Origin of the sequence: Iningainema tapete BLCC-T55, assembly GCF_014698965.1 — a bacterium.
Taxonomy (GTDB): domain Bacteria; phylum Cyanobacteriota; class Cyanobacteriia; order Cyanobacteriales; family Nostocaceae; genus Iningainema; species Iningainema tapete.
The window spans coordinates 435,910-452,182 of sequence record NZ_JACXAE010000072.1; the positions used below are offsets into that span (position 1 = coordinate 435,910).

The 16,273-nt window shown below is 41.2% G+C and carries 18 protein-coding genes and 1 pseudogene; 9 read left to right on the forward strand and 10 right to left on the reverse strand.

Annotated features, from left to right (window positions below; translation table 11 throughout):
* Positions 1 to 6 precede the first annotated feature (6 nt).
* A complete protein-coding gene (locus tag ICL16_RS23010; RefSeq protein WP_190832380.1) occupies positions 7 to 411 on the forward strand; it encodes a ChuX/HutX family heme-like substrate-binding protein in 405 nt (134 codons plus the stop codon).
* On the opposite strand, the gene arsC is transcribed toward ICL16_RS23010, so the two are convergent.
* The 9 genes from arsC to ICL16_RS23055 all read right to left on the reverse strand — a co-directional run bounded on the left by arsC (position 408) and on the right by ICL16_RS23055 (position 6,446).
* Complete coding sequence (arsC, locus tag ICL16_RS23015; protein WP_190832381.1) at positions 408 to 803, reverse strand: arsenate reductase, glutathione/glutaredoxin type; 396 nt, start codon at positions 801 to 803, stop codon at positions 408 to 410. The two genes, ICL16_RS23010 and arsC, sit on opposite strands and share 4 nt — an antisense overlap.
* Complete coding sequence (locus ICL16_RS23020; RefSeq protein ID WP_190832383.1) at positions 800 to 1,513, reverse strand: MIP/aquaporin family protein; 714 nt, start codon at positions 1,511 to 1,513, stop codon at positions 800 to 802. The genes arsC and ICL16_RS23020 overlap by 4 nt, the downstream gene beginning before the upstream one ends.
* Position 1,514: 1 nt before the next feature.
* Positions 1,515 to 2,582, reverse strand: a complete 1,068-nt coding sequence (locus ICL16_RS23025; RefSeq protein ID WP_190832385.1) for a PstS family phosphate ABC transporter substrate-binding protein — start codon at positions 2,580 to 2,582, stop codon at positions 1,515 to 1,517.
* A 147-nt stretch (positions 2,583 to 2,729) separates the two neighbouring features.
* Positions 2,730 to 3,059 (reverse strand): ArsR/SmtB family transcription factor, encoded by a 330-nt coding sequence (locus ICL16_RS23030; RefSeq protein ID WP_190832387.1) that lies wholly within the window; start codon positions 3,057 to 3,059, stop codon positions 2,730 to 2,732.
* A gap of 112 nt (positions 3,060 to 3,171) precedes the next feature.
* Positions 3,172 to 3,726, reverse strand: a complete 555-nt coding sequence (locus ICL16_RS23035) for a protoglobin domain-containing protein (RefSeq protein ID WP_190832703.1) — start codon at positions 3,724 to 3,726, stop codon at positions 3,172 to 3,174.
* Between the two features lie 85 nt (positions 3,727 to 3,811).
* A complete protein-coding gene (locus ICL16_RS23040; RefSeq protein ID WP_190832389.1) occupies positions 3,812 to 4,270 on the reverse strand; it encodes a hydrocarbon-binding protein in 459 nt (152 codons plus the stop codon).
* Between the two features lie 76 nt (positions 4,271 to 4,346).
* A complete protein-coding gene (locus ICL16_RS23045; protein WP_238360908.1) occupies positions 4,347 to 4,865 on the reverse strand; it encodes a roadblock/LC7 domain-containing protein in 519 nt (172 codons plus the stop codon).
* Between the two features lie 157 nt (positions 4,866 to 5,022).
* Positions 5,023 to 5,568 carry a GTP-binding protein gene (locus ICL16_RS23050; protein ID WP_190832391.1) on the reverse strand — a complete coding sequence of 182 codons (546 nt, stop codon included), beginning with the start codon at positions 5,566 to 5,568 and terminating at the stop codon, positions 5,023 to 5,025.
* Positions 5,568 to 6,446: a DUF4388 domain-containing protein gene (locus ICL16_RS23055; RefSeq protein WP_190832393.1), complete on the reverse strand. Its 879-nt coding sequence runs from the start codon at positions 6,444 to 6,446 to the stop codon at positions 5,568 to 5,570. The genes ICL16_RS23050 and ICL16_RS23055 overlap by 1 nt, the downstream gene beginning before the upstream one ends.
* Before the next feature lie 502 nt (positions 6,447 to 6,948).
* Between ICL16_RS23055 and ICL16_RS23060 the strand changes: the two genes are divergently transcribed.
* The 3 genes from ICL16_RS23060 (at position 6,949) to ICL16_RS23070 (ending at position 10,853) form a co-directional block, all read left to right on the forward strand.
* Positions 6,949 to 7,713 (forward strand): DUF6816 family protein, encoded by a 765-nt coding sequence (locus ICL16_RS23060; protein ID WP_202895664.1) that lies wholly within the window; start codon positions 6,949 to 6,951, stop codon positions 7,711 to 7,713.
* A 288-nt stretch (positions 7,714 to 8,001) separates the two neighbouring features.
* The gene (locus tag ICL16_RS23065; RefSeq protein ID WP_190832395.1) at positions 8,002 to 9,816 is read left to right on the forward strand and encodes an ABC transporter ATP-binding protein; all 1,815 of its coding nucleotides are present in this window, start codon (positions 8,002 to 8,004) and stop codon (positions 9,814 to 9,816) included.
* Positions 9,817 to 9,959: 143 nt separating this feature from the next.
* Entirely contained in the window at positions 9,960 to 10,853 is an 894-nt protein-coding gene (locus tag ICL16_RS23070; protein WP_190832397.1) for an SDH family Clp fold serine proteinase, read from the forward strand.
* A gap of 47 nt (positions 10,854 to 10,900) precedes the next feature.
* Here the strand turns inward: ICL16_RS23070 and ICL16_RS23075 are convergent, their stop codons facing one another.
* Positions 10,901 to 11,602, reverse strand: coding sequence for a peptidoglycan-binding domain-containing protein (locus tag ICL16_RS23075; RefSeq protein WP_190832399.1), 702 nt, complete (start codon positions 11,600 to 11,602; stop codon positions 10,901 to 10,903).
* A gap of 152 nt (positions 11,603 to 11,754) precedes the next feature.
* Here ICL16_RS23075 and ICL16_RS23080 point away from each other — a divergent pair, with 152 nt between their 5' ends.
* The 5 genes and pseudogenes from ICL16_RS23080 (at position 11,755) to ICL16_RS23100 (ending at position 16,200) form a co-directional block, all read left to right on the forward strand.
* The gene (locus ICL16_RS23080) at positions 11,755 to 13,146 is read left to right on the forward strand and encodes a hypothetical protein (RefSeq protein WP_190832401.1); all 1,392 of its coding nucleotides are present in this window, start codon (positions 11,755 to 11,757) and stop codon (positions 13,144 to 13,146) included.
* Between the two features lie 162 nt (positions 13,147 to 13,308).
* The gene (rimP, locus tag ICL16_RS23085; protein WP_190832403.1) at positions 13,309 to 13,773 is read left to right on the forward strand and encodes a ribosome maturation factor RimP; all 465 of its coding nucleotides are present in this window, start codon (positions 13,309 to 13,311) and stop codon (positions 13,771 to 13,773) included.
* 123 nt (positions 13,774 to 13,896) lie between these two features.
* A pseudogene (gene nusA, locus ICL16_RS23090) lies at positions 13,897 to 15,234 on the forward strand (transcription termination factor NusA); the annotation flags it as partial.
* Positions 15,235 to 15,571: 337 nt separating this feature from the next.
* Positions 15,572 to 15,823 carry a DUF448 domain-containing protein gene (locus tag ICL16_RS23095; RefSeq protein ID WP_190832405.1) on the forward strand — a complete coding sequence of 84 codons (252 nt, stop codon included), beginning with the start codon at positions 15,572 to 15,574 and terminating at the stop codon, positions 15,821 to 15,823.
* A gap of 146 nt (positions 15,824 to 15,969) precedes the next feature.
* Positions 15,970 to 16,200, forward strand: coding sequence for a hypothetical protein (locus ICL16_RS23100; protein ID WP_238360909.1), 231 nt, complete (start codon positions 15,970 to 15,972; stop codon positions 16,198 to 16,200).
* The last annotated feature ends 73 nt before the right edge of the window (positions 16,201 to 16,273 follow it).

Here is a 16,273-nt window from a genome sequence, read left to right on the forward strand (position 1 = left end):
TGACAAATGACAAATGACAAATCTTTAAAAGACTTTTTAGAAACTTGCCACACTCTGGGAACTTTGCGTCTCATTGTCACTAGCAGTGCCGCTGTTTTAGAAGCACGCGGCAAGATAGAAAAACTGTTTTATGCAGAACTGCCCAAAGGTAAATACGCAAACATGCATACCGAGGGCTTCGAGTTTCACTTAAATATGGATAAAATTACCAAAGTGAAATTTGAAATAGGTGAAGCAAAGCGGGGTAACTTTACTACCTATGCGATTCGGTTCCTTGACGAGCAACAAGAACCAGCTTTAAGTGCGTTTTTGCAGTGGGGTAAGCCAGGAGAATATGAACCAGGGCAGGTAGAGGCTTGGCACAGTCTAAGGGAGCAGTATGGGGAAGAGTGGGAACCAAAGCTCCTTTAACTTAGAGATGTAATTAACTTCGCCACTCGTTCTTTAACTTCATCTCTAACACGGCGAAAAGTTTCTATATCTTGCCCTTCGGGATCGTCTAGTTGCCAATCTTCAAATACTTCTCTTAATACCCATTGTTCGGGTAAGTTAACTCCACAACCGCATAAAGAAATAACTGCGTCATAATTTTCTGAGTTGAAATTGCTTAAAGGCTTGGAGTTTTGATTGCTGATATCAATACCGATCTCTGACATAACTTGAACGGTAGTTGGATCTACGTGACTTGATTCCAAACCCGAACTATCTACAGCAATTTTGCCTTCACCCAATGTGCGAGCAAATCCCTCAGCCATCTGAGAACGGCGAGAATTTTTCTTGCAAACAAACATAACTCGTTTCATGTGCCGTTCCTCCAATGAGAATGAATATCTTGAAAGTTGTGAGAAAGTTGCCGATAAACTATCACCGCTAATTGCGCTCCTAAAATCGGTCCGAGCCAATAAAGCCAGTGGTGCTGCCAAATTCCACCCACCAGTGCAGGACCTAATGAACGTACCGGATTCATACTAGCACCTGTAATTGGTCCCATAAACGCAGCTTCCACCCCTACCGTCAAACCGATCGCCAACCCGGCAAAGCCAATCGGGGCACGACGATCTAATCCAGAACCAAAAATCACAAACATCAAGATGAAGGTAAGAACAAACTCCAAAACCAAAGATTGCCACCAATTATCATTCAGTGGCAGAGTTGCCCCCAAATTACCAACTCTTCCCAGACTAATTAAGAGTAAAGCAGAAGCAGCGATCGCCCCTACTGACTGTGCGAAAATATACGGCAAAACTCGACGTTTGGGAAAGAAACCACTTGTGTAAAATGCTAAAGTTACTGCTGGGTTGAAGTGAGCGCCGCTGAGATGTCCAATCGAGTAAATCAAAGCGGCGACTACAGCACCAAAGACAATGCTAATACCCAAATGAGTTACCGCACCATTGCTGATGGAGTTTACCATCACTGCACCAGTCCCGGCAAATACCAAAGTAAAGGTGCCGATTGCTTCTGCTAATATTTCTCGCCTAGATTGAGAAACTTCTTTAAGAAAAAACTTCATCTTAATACTGTTTTTGTTTGCGTAATAACTCTCCAATCGTCAGATCTAATGCTGCTCGTCCGCCAAATACGGTTCCCACCTTGCCTCTGTTCAAGTGAACATGAGCAATTTTATACGCTTGATCTGGTAAAGGTATGTAGCCTACCGAGTTTACTACCTTTGGGGCTACATCAATGTAGTAGTTGACGAATTCGTAAACTGTTGCTTTGTGCTCAGCAGACCATGGATTGACGTAGACAAATAAAGGTCGAGATAATGGTTGGTACTGAGATTTTTCCACGTTTTGACGTGTTGGTGTTACTGCTCCTTTACCATTGTCAACTGCTAGCGCTTTTAACTGATTTTGGTGTGCTTCGTAGTATGCATGACCGAAGTAACCTAAAGCATCAGTGTCTTTACTGATTCCCGCCACTAAAACGTCATCATCCTCACTGCCTGTGTAGTCTTTGCGACTAGCTTTTGATTGTCCTACTATTGCTTCTGTAAAATAGTCAAATGTACCAGATTTGTCTCCTGCACCGTACAATTTCAGAGGTCGATCTGGCCAAGAAGATCGCACTTGTTTCCAACGGGTAATTTTTCCTTGTGCTGCTGGTTCCCACATTTTTTTCAACTCGGCTACAGTAACATCTTTTGCCCAGTTGTTTTGCGGATTAACGGTAATTGTCAACGCATCAAAAGCAACGGGAATTTCTATATACCCTATGCCATTTTTCTTACAAGCTTCCATCTCGTTCTTGAGGATTGGACGCGAGGCATTGTTGATATCTGTTTTTCCGGCACAAAATTTCTCAAAGCCTCCTGTAGTACCAGAAAAGCTTACTCTCACTTGTGCCGATTTATTTTGTTGTGATTGGTATTGTTTAGCGATCGCTTGTGTAATCGGATATACGGTACTAGAACCATCAACTGTTACTACTGCTGTCTGAGCGATCCTTTCCCCGCTAGTAACGTAACTGACATTTTGCAACTTCTGAGTCTTCGTCGATGAGCTGGGTGTGGTTGTGCAACTAGTTGTCCAAGCCAACACCCCTAGTACGAGGGCTAACTTGACTAATGTGGCGTCCATTGACCTCACTCCTTTAGGATATGATTAATTTAAGTTAGTATCTACATCATTTCAAAAAAAATTGATGTATTGGCTAAGCTGTATTATATCTTCATATTTATTAAACTGTTAGTAGGGGCGAACAGCAGTTCGTCCCTAAATGATTGGTTATTCAGGGTTTTGGCAGTAACGAGTACCGCATATTTGGCTAAAGCGTCGAAACTCAGATAGATACTGCTCTAGAATGATAAACTGAGGCAAGTTTAGACTGTAGTAAATCCAGCGTCCTTCCTGACGAGAGCGAACTAAACCTGCTTCTTTAAGAGTTTTGAGGTGAAAAGATAGTTTTGACTGAGGCACGTCTAAAGCATCACACAAATCACACACACAAAGTTCGTTTTCTCGCAGCAGTTCCAGTACGTTAACTCTGATGGGATCGCTCAGGGCATGAAAACCTGCAATGACGTTATTTGGGACTACAGTTGAGGTAGCTGTCATCAACTTTTTTTGAAACAACAATTCTATTTTAAGACAGTGGAATAGATTGTGGTTATGTGTGTTTTGGTAGCGGCAATTCCCATTGATGTTGCCGCAGCCAAGTGTAGTTAGTTTACATAGAACGTGCGCCAGTAGCGATTAAACGCCTAAACAAACCTTCTGTCCAACCAGTTTCTTGGAGAACAGCAGCAGAAGATACCTCTACATAAGCTTGTTCAATAAAAGCCAAGTCAATCATGCAGATGCGACCCAGAGCATCTTTAAGAGCTAAACTTTTACCATCAGTTTCTAAGCGCTTACCTACTTCGTGTATTACCGTTGCCATTGCGGGAACAACGTGTTGAGGACCAATGCCAATCCGGACATGAACTAAACCAATTTTCCAACGACGTTCGGCATAAACAACACCCCAATCATCCATTCCTGTAAACATTTCATGAAACCATTCAATAAAGGTTTCACGTAGGCGATGAATACGTCCTTCCCCAGTGTGTAAAATTCCATTCATTTCCTCATCGCGCCCCAGGTAGTCGTAAAAGTGATCTGCCATTTCTGGAGCAATTTGTAATCCCCATTCTGAATTTGTTTTTAGCAGTTCTTTATCTTCATTTGTCAAGCCTACGCGCTTTTCTAGTTTCGTCATAAAGGCTTGTGGTTCCAATGTAATCATATTCTTCCCTCGTAGTTTCGACAAAAAACTCCTCACTCAAAAGTTAGAAATGAGGAATAAAGTTAGCTATCTTGTTCACAGATTAAAATTCGGTAAACTCAAATACATCGTATTCACTACCGCGTAGCACAGATTCGCTGTGTCTGCCTTGTAAGCGCTTACCTAAAGTTTGCTCTAGTACTCCCCAAACAGCACCTAATGTGTAAGTACATTTACGAGGTGAACCTTGGGGTTCGCCAGCAGAACAAAAAGTTTCGGAAGTGTAAACTTTAATAACATTGCCTTCTTTTACAATGCTATTTATGATACACAAACGAGTACCATCGTTACCTAAAGCAGACCCGACTTTATAGGTAATATCTTCAAAGGACAATGATGATCCAGTCAAACCTAATTCTTGGGCAAGAAGTTTGCCACGACTACGACCGGCTGCAGTCAAAGCGATCGCCGCCGCTTTTTCACCCAAAGTATCTTCTATGCCGACAACTGCCGACTTAAAACAGATTATACTACTGTAGTCTCCCAGTATTGGTCGTAACATAAATGACCCTTATCTCAACAATTTTACTAGCAGAGCGATTTTAGATTCCAATCCCAAAATCTCAAATTATTAACTTTTAAGCCAGCAAAGGCGCAATTCTGCTCACAGCCCGTTTGATTTCCAAAAATAACAAACCTTGCTTCACCGCAGAACTAGCAAGAACTAATAAAACAGCTTCATTGCTACAGCCTACTAACACGCCATAGCCTTTTTCCCCTTCCACGACAATACGATCCACATTACCGCGAGCTAGTTCTCTGCCAATGCGTTCGCCTAATGAGAGCATAGATGCAGACATAGCCGCAGTACGTTCTTCATCCATTCCCACAGGTAGTACAGAAGCTAGAGATAAGCCATCAGGGCTGGCGAGAATTGCCCCTTGAACCTCAGCACTACCTGAAACGAAGTTTTGCATCTCATCTTGTAGCATGGAAATATTAATCATCAGTTTTTCCTCCAAAACTTTTGGTAAACGTGTTTCCGGAATCTGCAACTGGAAGTCTTCTGTTGCTCGCTCCACAGGTATCTTTTTCGACTCAGAGGGCAGATTTTGAAATGCCCCTAACAATAGCTGAAAAAATTTGCCCAAAGCCATAAGGGCTATGCTGCTTACTGCAATGCAGTGGTTGTAATCATATTTTTGACGGTAAATGCCTTGCCCGAAAACGAGAAAAAAGGTAAAACAAGCTTTTAACTTTTTTACTTACTTTTACATTTAAATAGGCTTGTAGTCAACTACAAAACCTTAATCATTAACCGCAGGATTGCTGGTATTGAGCAAATTCTTGCACCAGTGCAATCACAGCTTGCAACACTGATGTTCGTTCAGTAGCGTTAACTGAGATAATGGATGATCGCACCCGCTCATCTACTAACCCCAAAGCGATTGCTACATCCTCAACTTCCCATGCATTTTGACAATCGGTATGAGTCAGCCCAATTAGATATGGTATTTGCACGCGCTGATTAAGAAAGTTGAGTATTCGCTTCCCATAACGAAATTGCTCTGGGCGATGAGCATCTATTAGTAGGATATAAGCATGGGCTTTTTTAATTAGGATATCCCACATGAAGTCAAATCGGCTTTGTCCTGGTGTGCCATACAGGTGTAATGATTGATTTGGCGCAATGCTTAATCGCCCAAAATCCATTGCTACCGTAGTTGTATCTTTGAACTGGGAAGTTTCATCTGTGGCTTTTTTGTCGGTGTCAACCACTTCTATTTCACTGATTGTGCGAATAAAGCTTGTTTTCCCTGCTCCTACGCCTCCGGTTACGACTATGCGTAGGATTTCCATTACGCTTTACTCCTTAAAAACCCAACGAGATTTTGCAGAAACGCTGTACTGACTTTGAGCGTTTCTGGTTGTCTTAGTTTTTCTGCTTCCCTACTGAGAGAATTCACGCTTGTCCAATCCATGGTGTAATCTTTCAATGACTCTATTGTAGATTTTACTAAAGCAACTTCTTGTACTAAACCAATCACCATGAGTCGAAACGCAGCCTGCTGTACTAAATGTACTGGTTGGTTGAGTTGAGATGCGATCGCCTGTATATCTACACTACCATTAGCAAACTCCCACACTTGCCACTCAAAAGCATTTAACTTTAGCTGTGGTTTTGTACCTGAGATACTTTGGATTCCAAAATGAGGCGCTGGCAGTAAATCAGCCAGCAGTTTCCAGTTTTTCAATGCTCTCAACGCAATCATTGCTACTTCGGTTGTTTTTAGGCTTAATCCTGTCATTTCCTGCCAAGGTAAAGTTGCTTTGCTATCAAGTTTAAATACACCCTTTTGAATTTCAAATAAATCTCGGATTTGTTGTAGTTGGCTGGCAAATAACAGGTTTAGTTGCTCTGCACTCAGTATACCTTGAGTTTTGAGATGCAACCCCAATGGTGTTGACGTGGATATTCTCGTCAAAATATCTATCGCGGATTGTTTTACCCAGCCCCGTTGTATAATTTTGTCTGTCAAACCGTGACCATTGAGACGGTTAGCCGCCGCGACTATGCGCCCGCCTTTAAACCAGATGTAGAAGTATTGAGATTTAGATCCAGTTGCATGAAGGTCTGGTAAAGTACATACAGTCAAACATCCGGATTTTTGTCCTTGGTCAATTAGTTGAAATAATTCAGCTAGGGAAAAATCTGTAAAAGAACTAGATAAGCTCATTAGTTCAAAAATTAATATGAAGGTATTTTCTATGAACTTGCACCCACTCAAGTTCACCTGATCTGCAAATTTGATTTCTGCAGTGGTAAAAAGTTACTTATGCATTTACTTGTACATAATTAGAAGCATAAATATATGCCAAACTGATTAGAATAAGTAATTCTACTAACGCTAAAAAATAATTTTGTGCTATTAACTCTTTTTAAGTAACTCTACTTAACCAATATTACCATATAAGTAATTATTAATACTTTATATTGAGATAATTAAACACTTTTAGGGGCAAACACATATTTGCCCCTAAAATACATACAGCTACTATTTGATTTTTGAAATACATGTGGGGTGGGTAATGTCACCATATCTAGGTTTGGTGGATTGTAGAGACGTTGCAGGCAAAGTCTCTACAACACCTAATGTTCATGTTAAGATTTTTAATGTAAATATTAAGTTTAATAAAAATAATGCAATATAACTTCTTATTAACGAAGTTACCAATCACATGAATATTACATTATTGCAAAAAACACTGTCAATCCTTACTATTAGGGTAATTTGGAGTTTATATTTGTTGTGTTTATTTTTCTTTGGTAATGACGAAGCGATCGCAGGGCAGTTAGCTGAACGGTTAGCGCATTTTCCCCAGTGGGAAAAAATAACTGTAGTGCAACCTGCAGTGGGGGATTTAGTTTATCCCGACTGGATGTTAGGTGATTGGCAGGTGACAAGCACACTGGTAGATTTGGTTGCGCCTTTGGCTCCTGATATAGTGACGCCAGGGTTTGAAGGTAATCGTCAGTTTCTGAATGTGCCAATTAGCTTTCCAGTCAAATTTGTTGAAGAGAAAAAAGTAGTAGCAGATAGAGCCTTTAATGGCTTAAGTTTGGCACGAGCTTATTTAGGAGACAACACTGTGTTATCAGTCAAAGTAGATCCAGATTCTCCTAATCGTCAGATTACTTTTTTACGTGGCGAACGCCAACTAGTTTCCATTGTCACAAAACGCGCTACAGAATCCTTACCACTTGGATTCATCACCACTGAAGTGTTTCAACAACTATTTAAAGGTGGTTCGCGTCCTTACTTTAATAGTGTTGAATCGACAACCGCTTATCACAAATTACCTACATCTGATCCAGCAATAGAAGCAGATCAAGTTACCGCAGTCTACCTTTCGCCCCAAGATGCAGATTACTTTACAGCTGGCTCTCATCCTGTAGCATTATACCGCTATCGTCTAGAATTTTTTCCACCTAGAACACCTTGAAACTACCATCGGTTCAAATCTGACGCTATTGTCCGAACGCCTACCAAGACATGGTGAAGTTAATTTTCATGCAAAAATCATTCCACAGGTAGTTGATTGTAACTTGTCACTACTTCTTAAGAAAGATTTACTAATTTTGAACTTGACTATTTTGTAGTACAAATGTAACATAAAATGTCCAGAGCCAGATAGTGAAAAGTTACGGGTGATGATTTTTACTCTTCATTCGTAAAAACTTATGAGTACAGTAATCTTGTACTTCACTAATTCATCCAAGGTGCATACATCATGGCTAAATTTCGGGACATCATTAATTACTACCGTCGCTATCAAGCAGCGGCTATTTTCAGTATTACAGCAGCCAGCTTTTTTGAAATAGTTGACTTAGTAGTACCGTATGCGATCGGGCAGTTGTTAAACGTGTTGTCTAATCAACCACTAGATCGTCCAGTACAAAATACAATAGCAGTAGTTGCCAACTTAACTCAACTACCTATTGATCGCTTACTATCCCTAGCGGTGATTATGAGTGTAATCTTCCTCGTCACTGTGATTAGAGCACCAATTCAACTGTGGAGTACTTGGTGGTTTCATTGGGATATTGCTTTACGTAGTCGTCGGGATCATTTTCAGCTAACTCTAGAGAAAATTCTGACTTTACCACTAGAATTTTATGATGAAAACAACCCAGGACGCATTGCCGGACGTATTGCTAGAGGTTTGGAGAATCAGACTTGGACTTACCCAGAAATTGCCGGACAATTGATTCCCAAGTTGTTTCGAGTACTGGGTATTTTTGTAGTTATCTTATTGATTGAGTGGCGGATTGCCATACTATTTCTAATTTCGTTCATAGTTATTCTTGGCTGGACAATAAAAGACTTAGGACGGCTGATGGAACAAGAACGAAAAATAGATAAGTACATGGAAAATACCCAAAGCCGTACTTCGGAAATTGTCACCAACATCAAAACTGTTAAAGCTTTCGCCACAGAAGCACAGGAATTGAAGCGTCAACGACAAAGAATTAATCGTGAGTTTAAAGTTGTTGACTACCGCATTCACCTTGGTTACATTAAACTAGCTACTTGGCAAAAGACATTAATTCAGTTTTGTGTTTTTGCTGTACTTGGTTTGGTGTTGGCATCTACTGTAAGAGGTCAAATTTCCTTAGGACATTTTGTGACTACTTTGACAGTTTCTAGTATGGCTTATGCTGAGTTAGAACCTATCAGTAACTTGGCAGAAGTTTTTGCTCGTCGCTATGCTTCTATGCTGCGTTATCACGAACTTATGCAGTTACCAACTGGAGTTGATGCCGCAAGTTTAGTAGAACCAGAAAAAAGTGGTAGTTATAACTTTACAGGGAAAGTAGAGTTTTATAACCTTAGTTTTGGGTATGATGCTAGTCGCCCTGTGTTGCAAGACATCAATCTACTGATTGAACCGTATCAAACAGTGGCATTGGTAGGGCGCTCCGGTTCAGGTAAGTCTACTTTGGTGAAGTTGCTGTTTCGATATTTTGAACCAAATCAAGGGAAAATCTTGATTGATGGGCAAGATATTCGGGATTTGGAGGTTGGTGCGTATCGCCGTCGTTTGGGTATTGTGCATCAAGAAGTAGATGTTTTTAACGGCACTTTGTTGGAAAATTTGACTTATGGCGATCGCTCTTGCAGTTTTGCTCAAGTTGAGGAAGCCTGTAGAATTGCCAAAGTTGATGAAGTGATTCGCTCTTTACCACAAGGTTATTATACTGTTGTCGGGGAAAGAGGTGTGAGATTATCGGGTGGACAAAGGCAAAGGTTAGGAATAGCTAGGGCATTACTGGTTAATCCTGATGTTTTGATCTTCGATGAAGCAACCTCTAGCTTGGATTATGAATCTGAGCGATTGATTCAGCTAGCAATGCGATCAATTTTAGGCACCCGCACCACAATTATTATTGCTCACCGTTTGAGTACAGTCAGGGAGGCAGACAAGATTGTGGTTTTAGATCAAGGTAGAATTGCCGAAGTTGGTAGCCATGATGAACTTCTGCGCCACGAAGGAATTTACCGTCGCTTGCACTCACTGCAAGAAACAGGTGAACTTCTGAGCTAGGGGTACGGTGTCGTCAATCACGGGGTAAGGGCACGGCATTGCCGTGTCCCTACTGCTGGTTCAAATGTCTAATTCCTCAGATAGACTTGTACTTCTCTAAAAATTGGGACAATAATAACGGCAATTATTGAACAATCAATCCTATGGGCTTCGGTATTGGTGATATATTTTGGATTTTCCTCCTCCTTTCGTCTGTGCAACCTATATGGCAGAGACGCCAAATAGAGTTTCGGCGCTTGCGTGCTCTCCAGGAATTCCAGCAGCAACGCAAAAGCAGGGTGATTTTACTCATTCACCGCCAAGAGTCTATCAGCTTACTGGGAATTCCTTTATCGCGCTACATCACTATCGAAGACTCAGAACAAATTTTGCGAGCAATTCGCTTGACTCCGCCAGATGTACCTATTGACTTAATTTTGCACACTCCTGGTGGTTTAGTCTTAGCTACTGAACAAATAGCTAGAGCATTAATTCGCCATCAAGCAAAAGTTACAGTTTTTGTACCTCATTATGCTATGAGTGGTGGTACGATGCTAGCTCTTGCTTCTGATGAAATTGTTATGGATGCCAATGCTGTTCTCGGACCGGTTGATCCCCAACTTGGTAATTTCCCAGCAGCCAGTATTATTAAAGTAGTTGAAGATAAACCTATTGGTGAAGTTGATGATCAAACTTTGATTATGGCAGATCTATCACGCAAAGCCATTACTCAGGTGCAGCGTTTTGTACGCACTTTGCTTAAAGATGATATCCCCAATCAAAAAATTCAACCAGAAAACATCGAAAAAATTGTCGATGCCTTAACTACTGGGCGTGTCACTCACGACTACCCTATCACTGTTGAGGAAGCAACAGAAATGGGGCTACCCATCACCGTTGGACTACCCCGTGTGATCTATGATCTGATGGATTTATATCCACAACCCCAAGGTGGACGTCCCACTGTACAATATATTCCCATGCCCTACGATGGTGGTCGCCCTATTCTCCCTACACCTAAGGGTAGACCTTTAGAAGAACCAAATCCAACCAGGTAAATAGATTGTAGAGACGTTCCATGGTGCGTCTCTACACAAATGCGCTATTAACTCTTGGGTTTTGGTTTAGATGTCGGTGTTGTTGTAGGTGTAGGTGTAGGTGTTGGTGTTGGTGTTGTAGTTGTCTCTGGTGTTGCCTCCGGTGTCGGCGTAGATGTTGGTGTTGTGGTTGCCTCCGGTGTGGATGTAGGTGCAGGTGTTGGTGTCGCCGCTGGTGTCGTTTTTGGTGTCGCTGTTGGTTTTGGTGAAGGTTCGGATGCAGGCTTGGTTAATAATGTCCTTGCTTCTTGATCGATTCTTTGGCGTGTAGCTAAATCGGCTACTCCGGTTTCTTGCAACTGGAATTTCTTCTGAAATTGCTTAACTGCGGCTTCAGTTTGCGGACCATAATATTGGTTGCGGGGTAGAGGATTTTGGGGTTTAAGTACTAAATTCAAGTTTGCCTGTAAAATTTCTACTATTTGTGCGGCAAAATCTTGCGTATTTGGTCCCGCTACACCATCGGCGGTTTTTAATTTGTACCCCTTTTGAAATTCTTGGATTGCTGCTTTTGTCTCAGCATCAGTTAGAGGCGCATTTGAAGCTGTAACTTTGTACCCTAGCCCCCGCAACAAAGCACGAAATTGCTGCGGTGTATAATTGTTACGCTTACGGACGGCAAAACCTGCGTCTGTTATAACTAGACTAGCAGAGAAAAGGCAAATAATTGCCGCAATAGCAACTCTAGATTTTCTGAACTCACACCACATGATGAAAACTCCTCACGGTAAGATCGACAGGATGTTGACGTTAAAAAATGATTTTAATTTTCTTTAACGTCTGTTTTCCTAATTATTTAATATCTTTAGATTAGTATGAGTTGTATTTGTATTAACTAATATTTAAGAAATTATCAGCGAGAATGGTTAACACGCGATCGCCTCATGGACGTAAATTATTGTATGAACGATTAATGGCAATTATTGCCCTAGTAAATTTGTTCCTAGTTTTATTTGATTTAAGCTACGTTTCCCGACGAGATTTCTTTTTCCGCAATCTGCCGCAAGTTGTTCAAATATACGACAAGGTTAAAGGAATTGAACCTCATCGCGAAACAGAAAACTATTTAGCAGCAGTAAATACACTCACTCAACAAGTTAGACAAACTTCTTTACAATCACCGCAAGTAGCACAACAGTTAGAAGAATTGCGTCGTCTCAGTGTGGAGATGATCGAAAGCAATCCGTTTGCCGGAGCGTCGAAAAGTGGCACTTTGGAAAAGATTAAAAATCGGATGCGCGAACACATAGGCGAAAAATCTGCCAAACAAGCCTTTGCTACTTTTTGGAGTCAAAGGTATTTGTCATCAAATTTGTCACAAGAAATTGATTTTTTCGACCATAAAATTGCCCCCTTAATTGCTACAAATTATTACCGTCAAATTGGCGAAGATGGCGAATTTATTGATCGTTATTGGATAATTGACTTACCTTTTATAATATTATTTGCTCTAGAATTACTCATACGTAGTTACTACATCAAAGCTACCCAACCAAGTTTTAGTTGGTTAAATGCGATTTTATGGCGCTGGTATGACCTGTTTTTACTCCTACCATTTTGGCGCTGGTTACGAATTATACCTGTAATTATTCGTTTAGATCAAGCAAAGTTATTTACTTTACAACCCGTTAGACAGCAAATTCATCAAGGAATTGTCGCTAACTTTGCCGAAGAACTCACAGAAATTGTCGTGGTTCGAGTAATTAACCAAATCCAAGGTTCAATTCAAAGAGGGGAATTGGTTGGATGGCTATTGCAAAAAGAGAACTTGCGTCCTTATATAGACTTGAATAACATCAATGAAATTGAAGCACTAGTTGGCATTTTAGTCAAGACAGTAGTATACCAAGTTTTGCCCAAAATCCAACCAGAGGTAACTGCTATTTTGCGCCATAATATAGATAATGTCTTGAATCAATCCCCCATCTATCGCAATCTGCAATATTTACCAATGATGGGAAAGATGCAATCTCAATTCAGTGAGCAATTGGCAACTCAAATCGCTAGTAATCTTTACAATACCTTAGTTAGCGCGGTGGAAGATCCTGTTTCCGCCAAACTCTCCAATCAACTAGTGCAAAGCTTTAGTGATATTTTAGGCACAGCAATTCAGAAAAAACACGTACTCTCAGAAATTCAGAACTTACTTTTAGACTTTTTAGAAGAAGTCAAGCTTAATTACGTACAACGCTTATCGCAAGAGGACATAACGCAAATTCTCCAGCAAACAAAACAACTACGAAGCACATCGTAAAAACTCTATTCAAAAGAAAATCATTTCTGACTGTTCGCCCTCGAAGAAATGCGTTAAACTCGAAAAAGAGGCGAATCAACATTGATTCGTCGCAAGACTTCTTGGAAGATATACTTATCGCAGGAAGTGGGTACTAGCCCACTTTTTTTGTTGAATTAGCACATGACTCATCCGATAGTTCCACAAATTATAGAATTGGCAACACCAGTAGCAGAAGAACTGGGATTGGAGGTGGTTGCTGTGGTTTTCCACACCAATCAACGTCCACCAATTTTGCGAGTAGACATCCGCAATCCTCAACAGGACACAGGGTTGGATGATTGTGAGCTAATGAGCCGTGCTTTGGAAGCCTCCTTAGATGCAGCGTCAATAATTCCAGATGCTTATGTATTGGAAGTTTCCAGTCCTGGTATTTCGCGACAACTAAACACTGATAGAGAGTTTAATTCCTTTAAAGGATTTCCTGTCATTGTTTGGACTTCTCCACCATACAACGGACAACAAGAGTGGACAGGTCAGTTGATTCGCCGGGATGAAACAAATGTTTACTTAAACCAAAAAGGTCGTGTAGTTGAAATCAATCGCTCCCTGATTACCAAAGTTCAACTAGACGAACGTCGAGCTTGAGTTAAGAGTTAAGAGTTAATTTTGAGGATGAGTTGTGAATTTTAAACTCACAACTCATCCTTACAACTCCTAACTCCTAGCTGATGCAGGGTGCTTGTATAAAAAAGGAGATTGCCTATGTCAATGGTTACTTTACCTGGATTAAAAGATTTAATTGAAAATATAAGTAGAGAACGTAATTTACCTCGTGTTGCAGTTCAATCAGCTATTAGAGAAGCACTACTTAAAGGATACGAACGTTTTCGACGGGCGCAAAACTTAGAGCGAAGACAGTTTGATGAGGATTACTTTGACAATTTTGATGTCCAACTGGATGTAGAAGAAGAAGGTTTTCGCGTTGTTGCGACGAAAACAATAGTTGAAGCAGTCAACAACACAGACCATGAAATTGAACTGAAACAAGTTCAGGACATGGGTGGCGATGAAGCTCAACTAGGGCAAGAAGTGGTATTAGATGTTACCCCAGAACAAAGAGATTTTGGGCGCATGGCGGCGATGCAAACCAAGCAGGTATTAGCGCAAAAACTGCGGGATCAGCAACGCCAGATGGTACAAGAAGAGTTCCAAGACTTAGAAGGAACAGTTTTACAGGCAAGAGTCCTACGGTTTGAAAGACAATCGGTAATCATGGCAGTTAGTAGTGGCTTTGGTCAACCAGAAGTTGAAGCTGAATTGCCCAAACGCGAACAACTACCCAACGATAATTATCGAGCAAATGCTACATTTAAGGTCTATCTGAAAAAAGTTTCTCAAGGTCAACAACGGGGACCACAATTACTAGTGTCGCGTGCTGATGCAGGATTGGTGGTTTACCTGTTTGCTAATGAAGTACCAGAAATTGAAGATGAAGTTGTGCGGATCGTCGCCGTAGCACGTGAAGCTAATCCTCCTTCGCGTCATGTGGGACCAAGAACAAAAATCGCCGTAGACACTTTAGATCGGGATGTAGATCCGGTAGGGGCTTGTATTGGTGCGCGAGGTTCGCGCATTCAAGTTGTTGTTAACGAACTGCGGGGTGAAAAAATAGACGTAATTCGTTGGTCCCCAGATCCAGCTACTTACATTGCTAATGGGCTATCGCCCGCACGGGTAGATGAAGTGCGTCTAATGGACCCAGAAACTAGACAAACTCACGTATTAGTGGCTGAGGATCAATTAAGTTTAGCAATTGGGAAAGAAGGACAAAATGTTCGTTTAGCAGCTCGGCTGACTGGTTGGAAAATAGATATTAAAGATAAAGCTAAATACGACAGTGCCGCAGAAGATGCTAGATTTGCCGCAGCGCGAGCAAGAGCCCTGCTGGAGGAGGAAGAACAAGAAGAAGAACTGGAAATTGAACCTGAGTATGAACAACCAGAAGAAATAGATGTAATGGAGTATGACGAGGAGTATCCTGAAGAGCCAGAAGAACAGGAACAAGAGCTTGAAGAAGAAGAACTTTCCGAGCTTGAAGAAGAAATAGAAGCATCTCAAAACAAATTGGAAACAGCAGCAAAGTCAATCCAGCATTTGTCCCTTGACCTGAAAATTGCGCTACAAAGTATTACAGATGAAGATTCACAAGCAGCACCTCTGTTTAGAGACTTGGTACTTAAATCAAGTCTTGGTGAACTTAAACCACTTCTGGAAAGTTTAGCTACTATTGCTATAGATTCTGGTACGGATTCTGCCATAGATGAACTCAAAAATGCTTTTGCACAAGGAGGTGATACACCGCAAAGTGTCCAAGCTTTACTAAAAAGTTAGGCACTCATGTCATTTCTCCAGTCCAGCCACATTGAACTAAACTTTGGAGATCGTGAAACCAAATTATCGACGTTGTATTAGTTGTCGCAAAGTTGGCTTAAAACAGGAGTTTTGGCGAGTAGTTCGTGTATATGGTGAGTCAGGGCAGTTACAATTAGATGAGGGCATGGGGCGTTCCGCTTACATTTGCCCCCTTGAAAGCTGCCTGGAGGCAGCACAAAAGAAAAATCGGCTAGGGCGATCGCTACGTGCATCAGTGCCATCCGCACTGTATCAAACATTGTGGCAAAGACTAGCCAGATGAGCAAACTCATAAATTGAATGAGTAAGCAAACCAAAAAAAGTGCGCCGGACATCCCGAATAAAATTGTGCTTAGAGCCGAACATTGATTTGCTCATCACAATTGGCAAGAAACACTTCTTTTAGTGCCAAAATAGTAATAGGGTGAGTTGACTAAACTCCAACAATTAGGGGGCGAAGCAACACTCCCAAAAAGTTTGACAAGGGTTGTGTCGTGGAAGACTCAGAATCAGCAAAACAAAAAAGAACAACACATAAACCTGGTAGCGCCCGTGCGCACAAAGGCGTCAACCATCACCCTAGATGGAGATGCCAGCATTAAACCGAAACATCTCTCTTTCCTGATTGGAGGCACCGTCAAAATTACAGCGGCAACCTAAAACAGTAATCATTGGATGGAGATGTCTCTTTCTTCTGGCAGCCATCCGCCAAAACTGTAATCTTAGTAGGGGA

Coding starts and splice junctions, on each gene's coding strand:
- ICL16_RS23010 (WP_190832380.1), top strand. CDS start 7: ATGACAAATGACAAATCTTTAAAAGACTTTTTAGAAACTTGCCACACT.
- arsC (WP_190832381.1), bottom strand. CDS start 803: ATGAAACGAGTTATGTTTGTTTGCAAGAAAAATTCTCGCCGTTCTCAG.
- ICL16_RS23020 (WP_190832383.1), bottom strand. CDS start 1,513: ATGAAGTTTTTTCTTAAAGAAGTTTCTCAATCTAGGCGAGAAATATTA.
- ICL16_RS23025 (WP_190832385.1), bottom strand. CDS start 2,582: ATGGACGCCACATTAGTCAAGTTAGCCCTCGTACTAGGGGTGTTGGCT.
- ICL16_RS23030 (WP_190832387.1), bottom strand. CDS start 3,059: ATGACAGCTACCTCAACTGTAGTCCCAAATAACGTCATTGCAGGTTTT.
- ICL16_RS23040 (WP_190832389.1), bottom strand. CDS start 4,270: ATGTTACGACCAATACTGGGAGACTACAGTAGTATAATCTGTTTTAAG.
- ICL16_RS23045 (WP_238360908.1), bottom strand. CDS start 4,865: ATGGCTTTGGGCAAATTTTTTCAGCTATTGTTAGGGGCATTTCAAAAT.
- ICL16_RS23050 (WP_190832391.1), bottom strand. CDS start 5,568: ATGGAAATCCTACGCATAGTCGTAACCGGAGGCGTAGGAGCAGGGAAA.
- ICL16_RS23055 (WP_190832393.1), bottom strand. CDS start 6,446: ATGAGCTTATCTAGTTCTTTTACAGATTTTTCCCTAGCTGAATTATTT.
- ICL16_RS23060 (WP_202895664.1), top strand. CDS start 6,949: ATGAATATTACATTATTGCAAAAAACACTGTCAATCCTTACTATTAGG.
- ICL16_RS23065 (WP_190832395.1), top strand. CDS start 8,002: ATGGCTAAATTTCGGGACATCATTAATTACTACCGTCGCTATCAAGCA.
- ICL16_RS23070 (WP_190832397.1), top strand. CDS start 9,960: ATGGGCTTCGGTATTGGTGATATATTTTGGATTTTCCTCCTCCTTTCG.
- ICL16_RS23075 (WP_190832399.1), bottom strand. CDS start 11,602: ATGTGGTGTGAGTTCAGAAAATCTAGAGTTGCTATTGCGGCAATTATT.
- ICL16_RS23080 (WP_190832401.1), top strand. CDS start 11,755: ATGGTTAACACGCGATCGCCTCATGGACGTAAATTATTGTATGAACGA.
- rimP (WP_190832403.1), top strand. CDS start 13,309: ATGACTCATCCGATAGTTCCACAAATTATAGAATTGGCAACACCAGTA.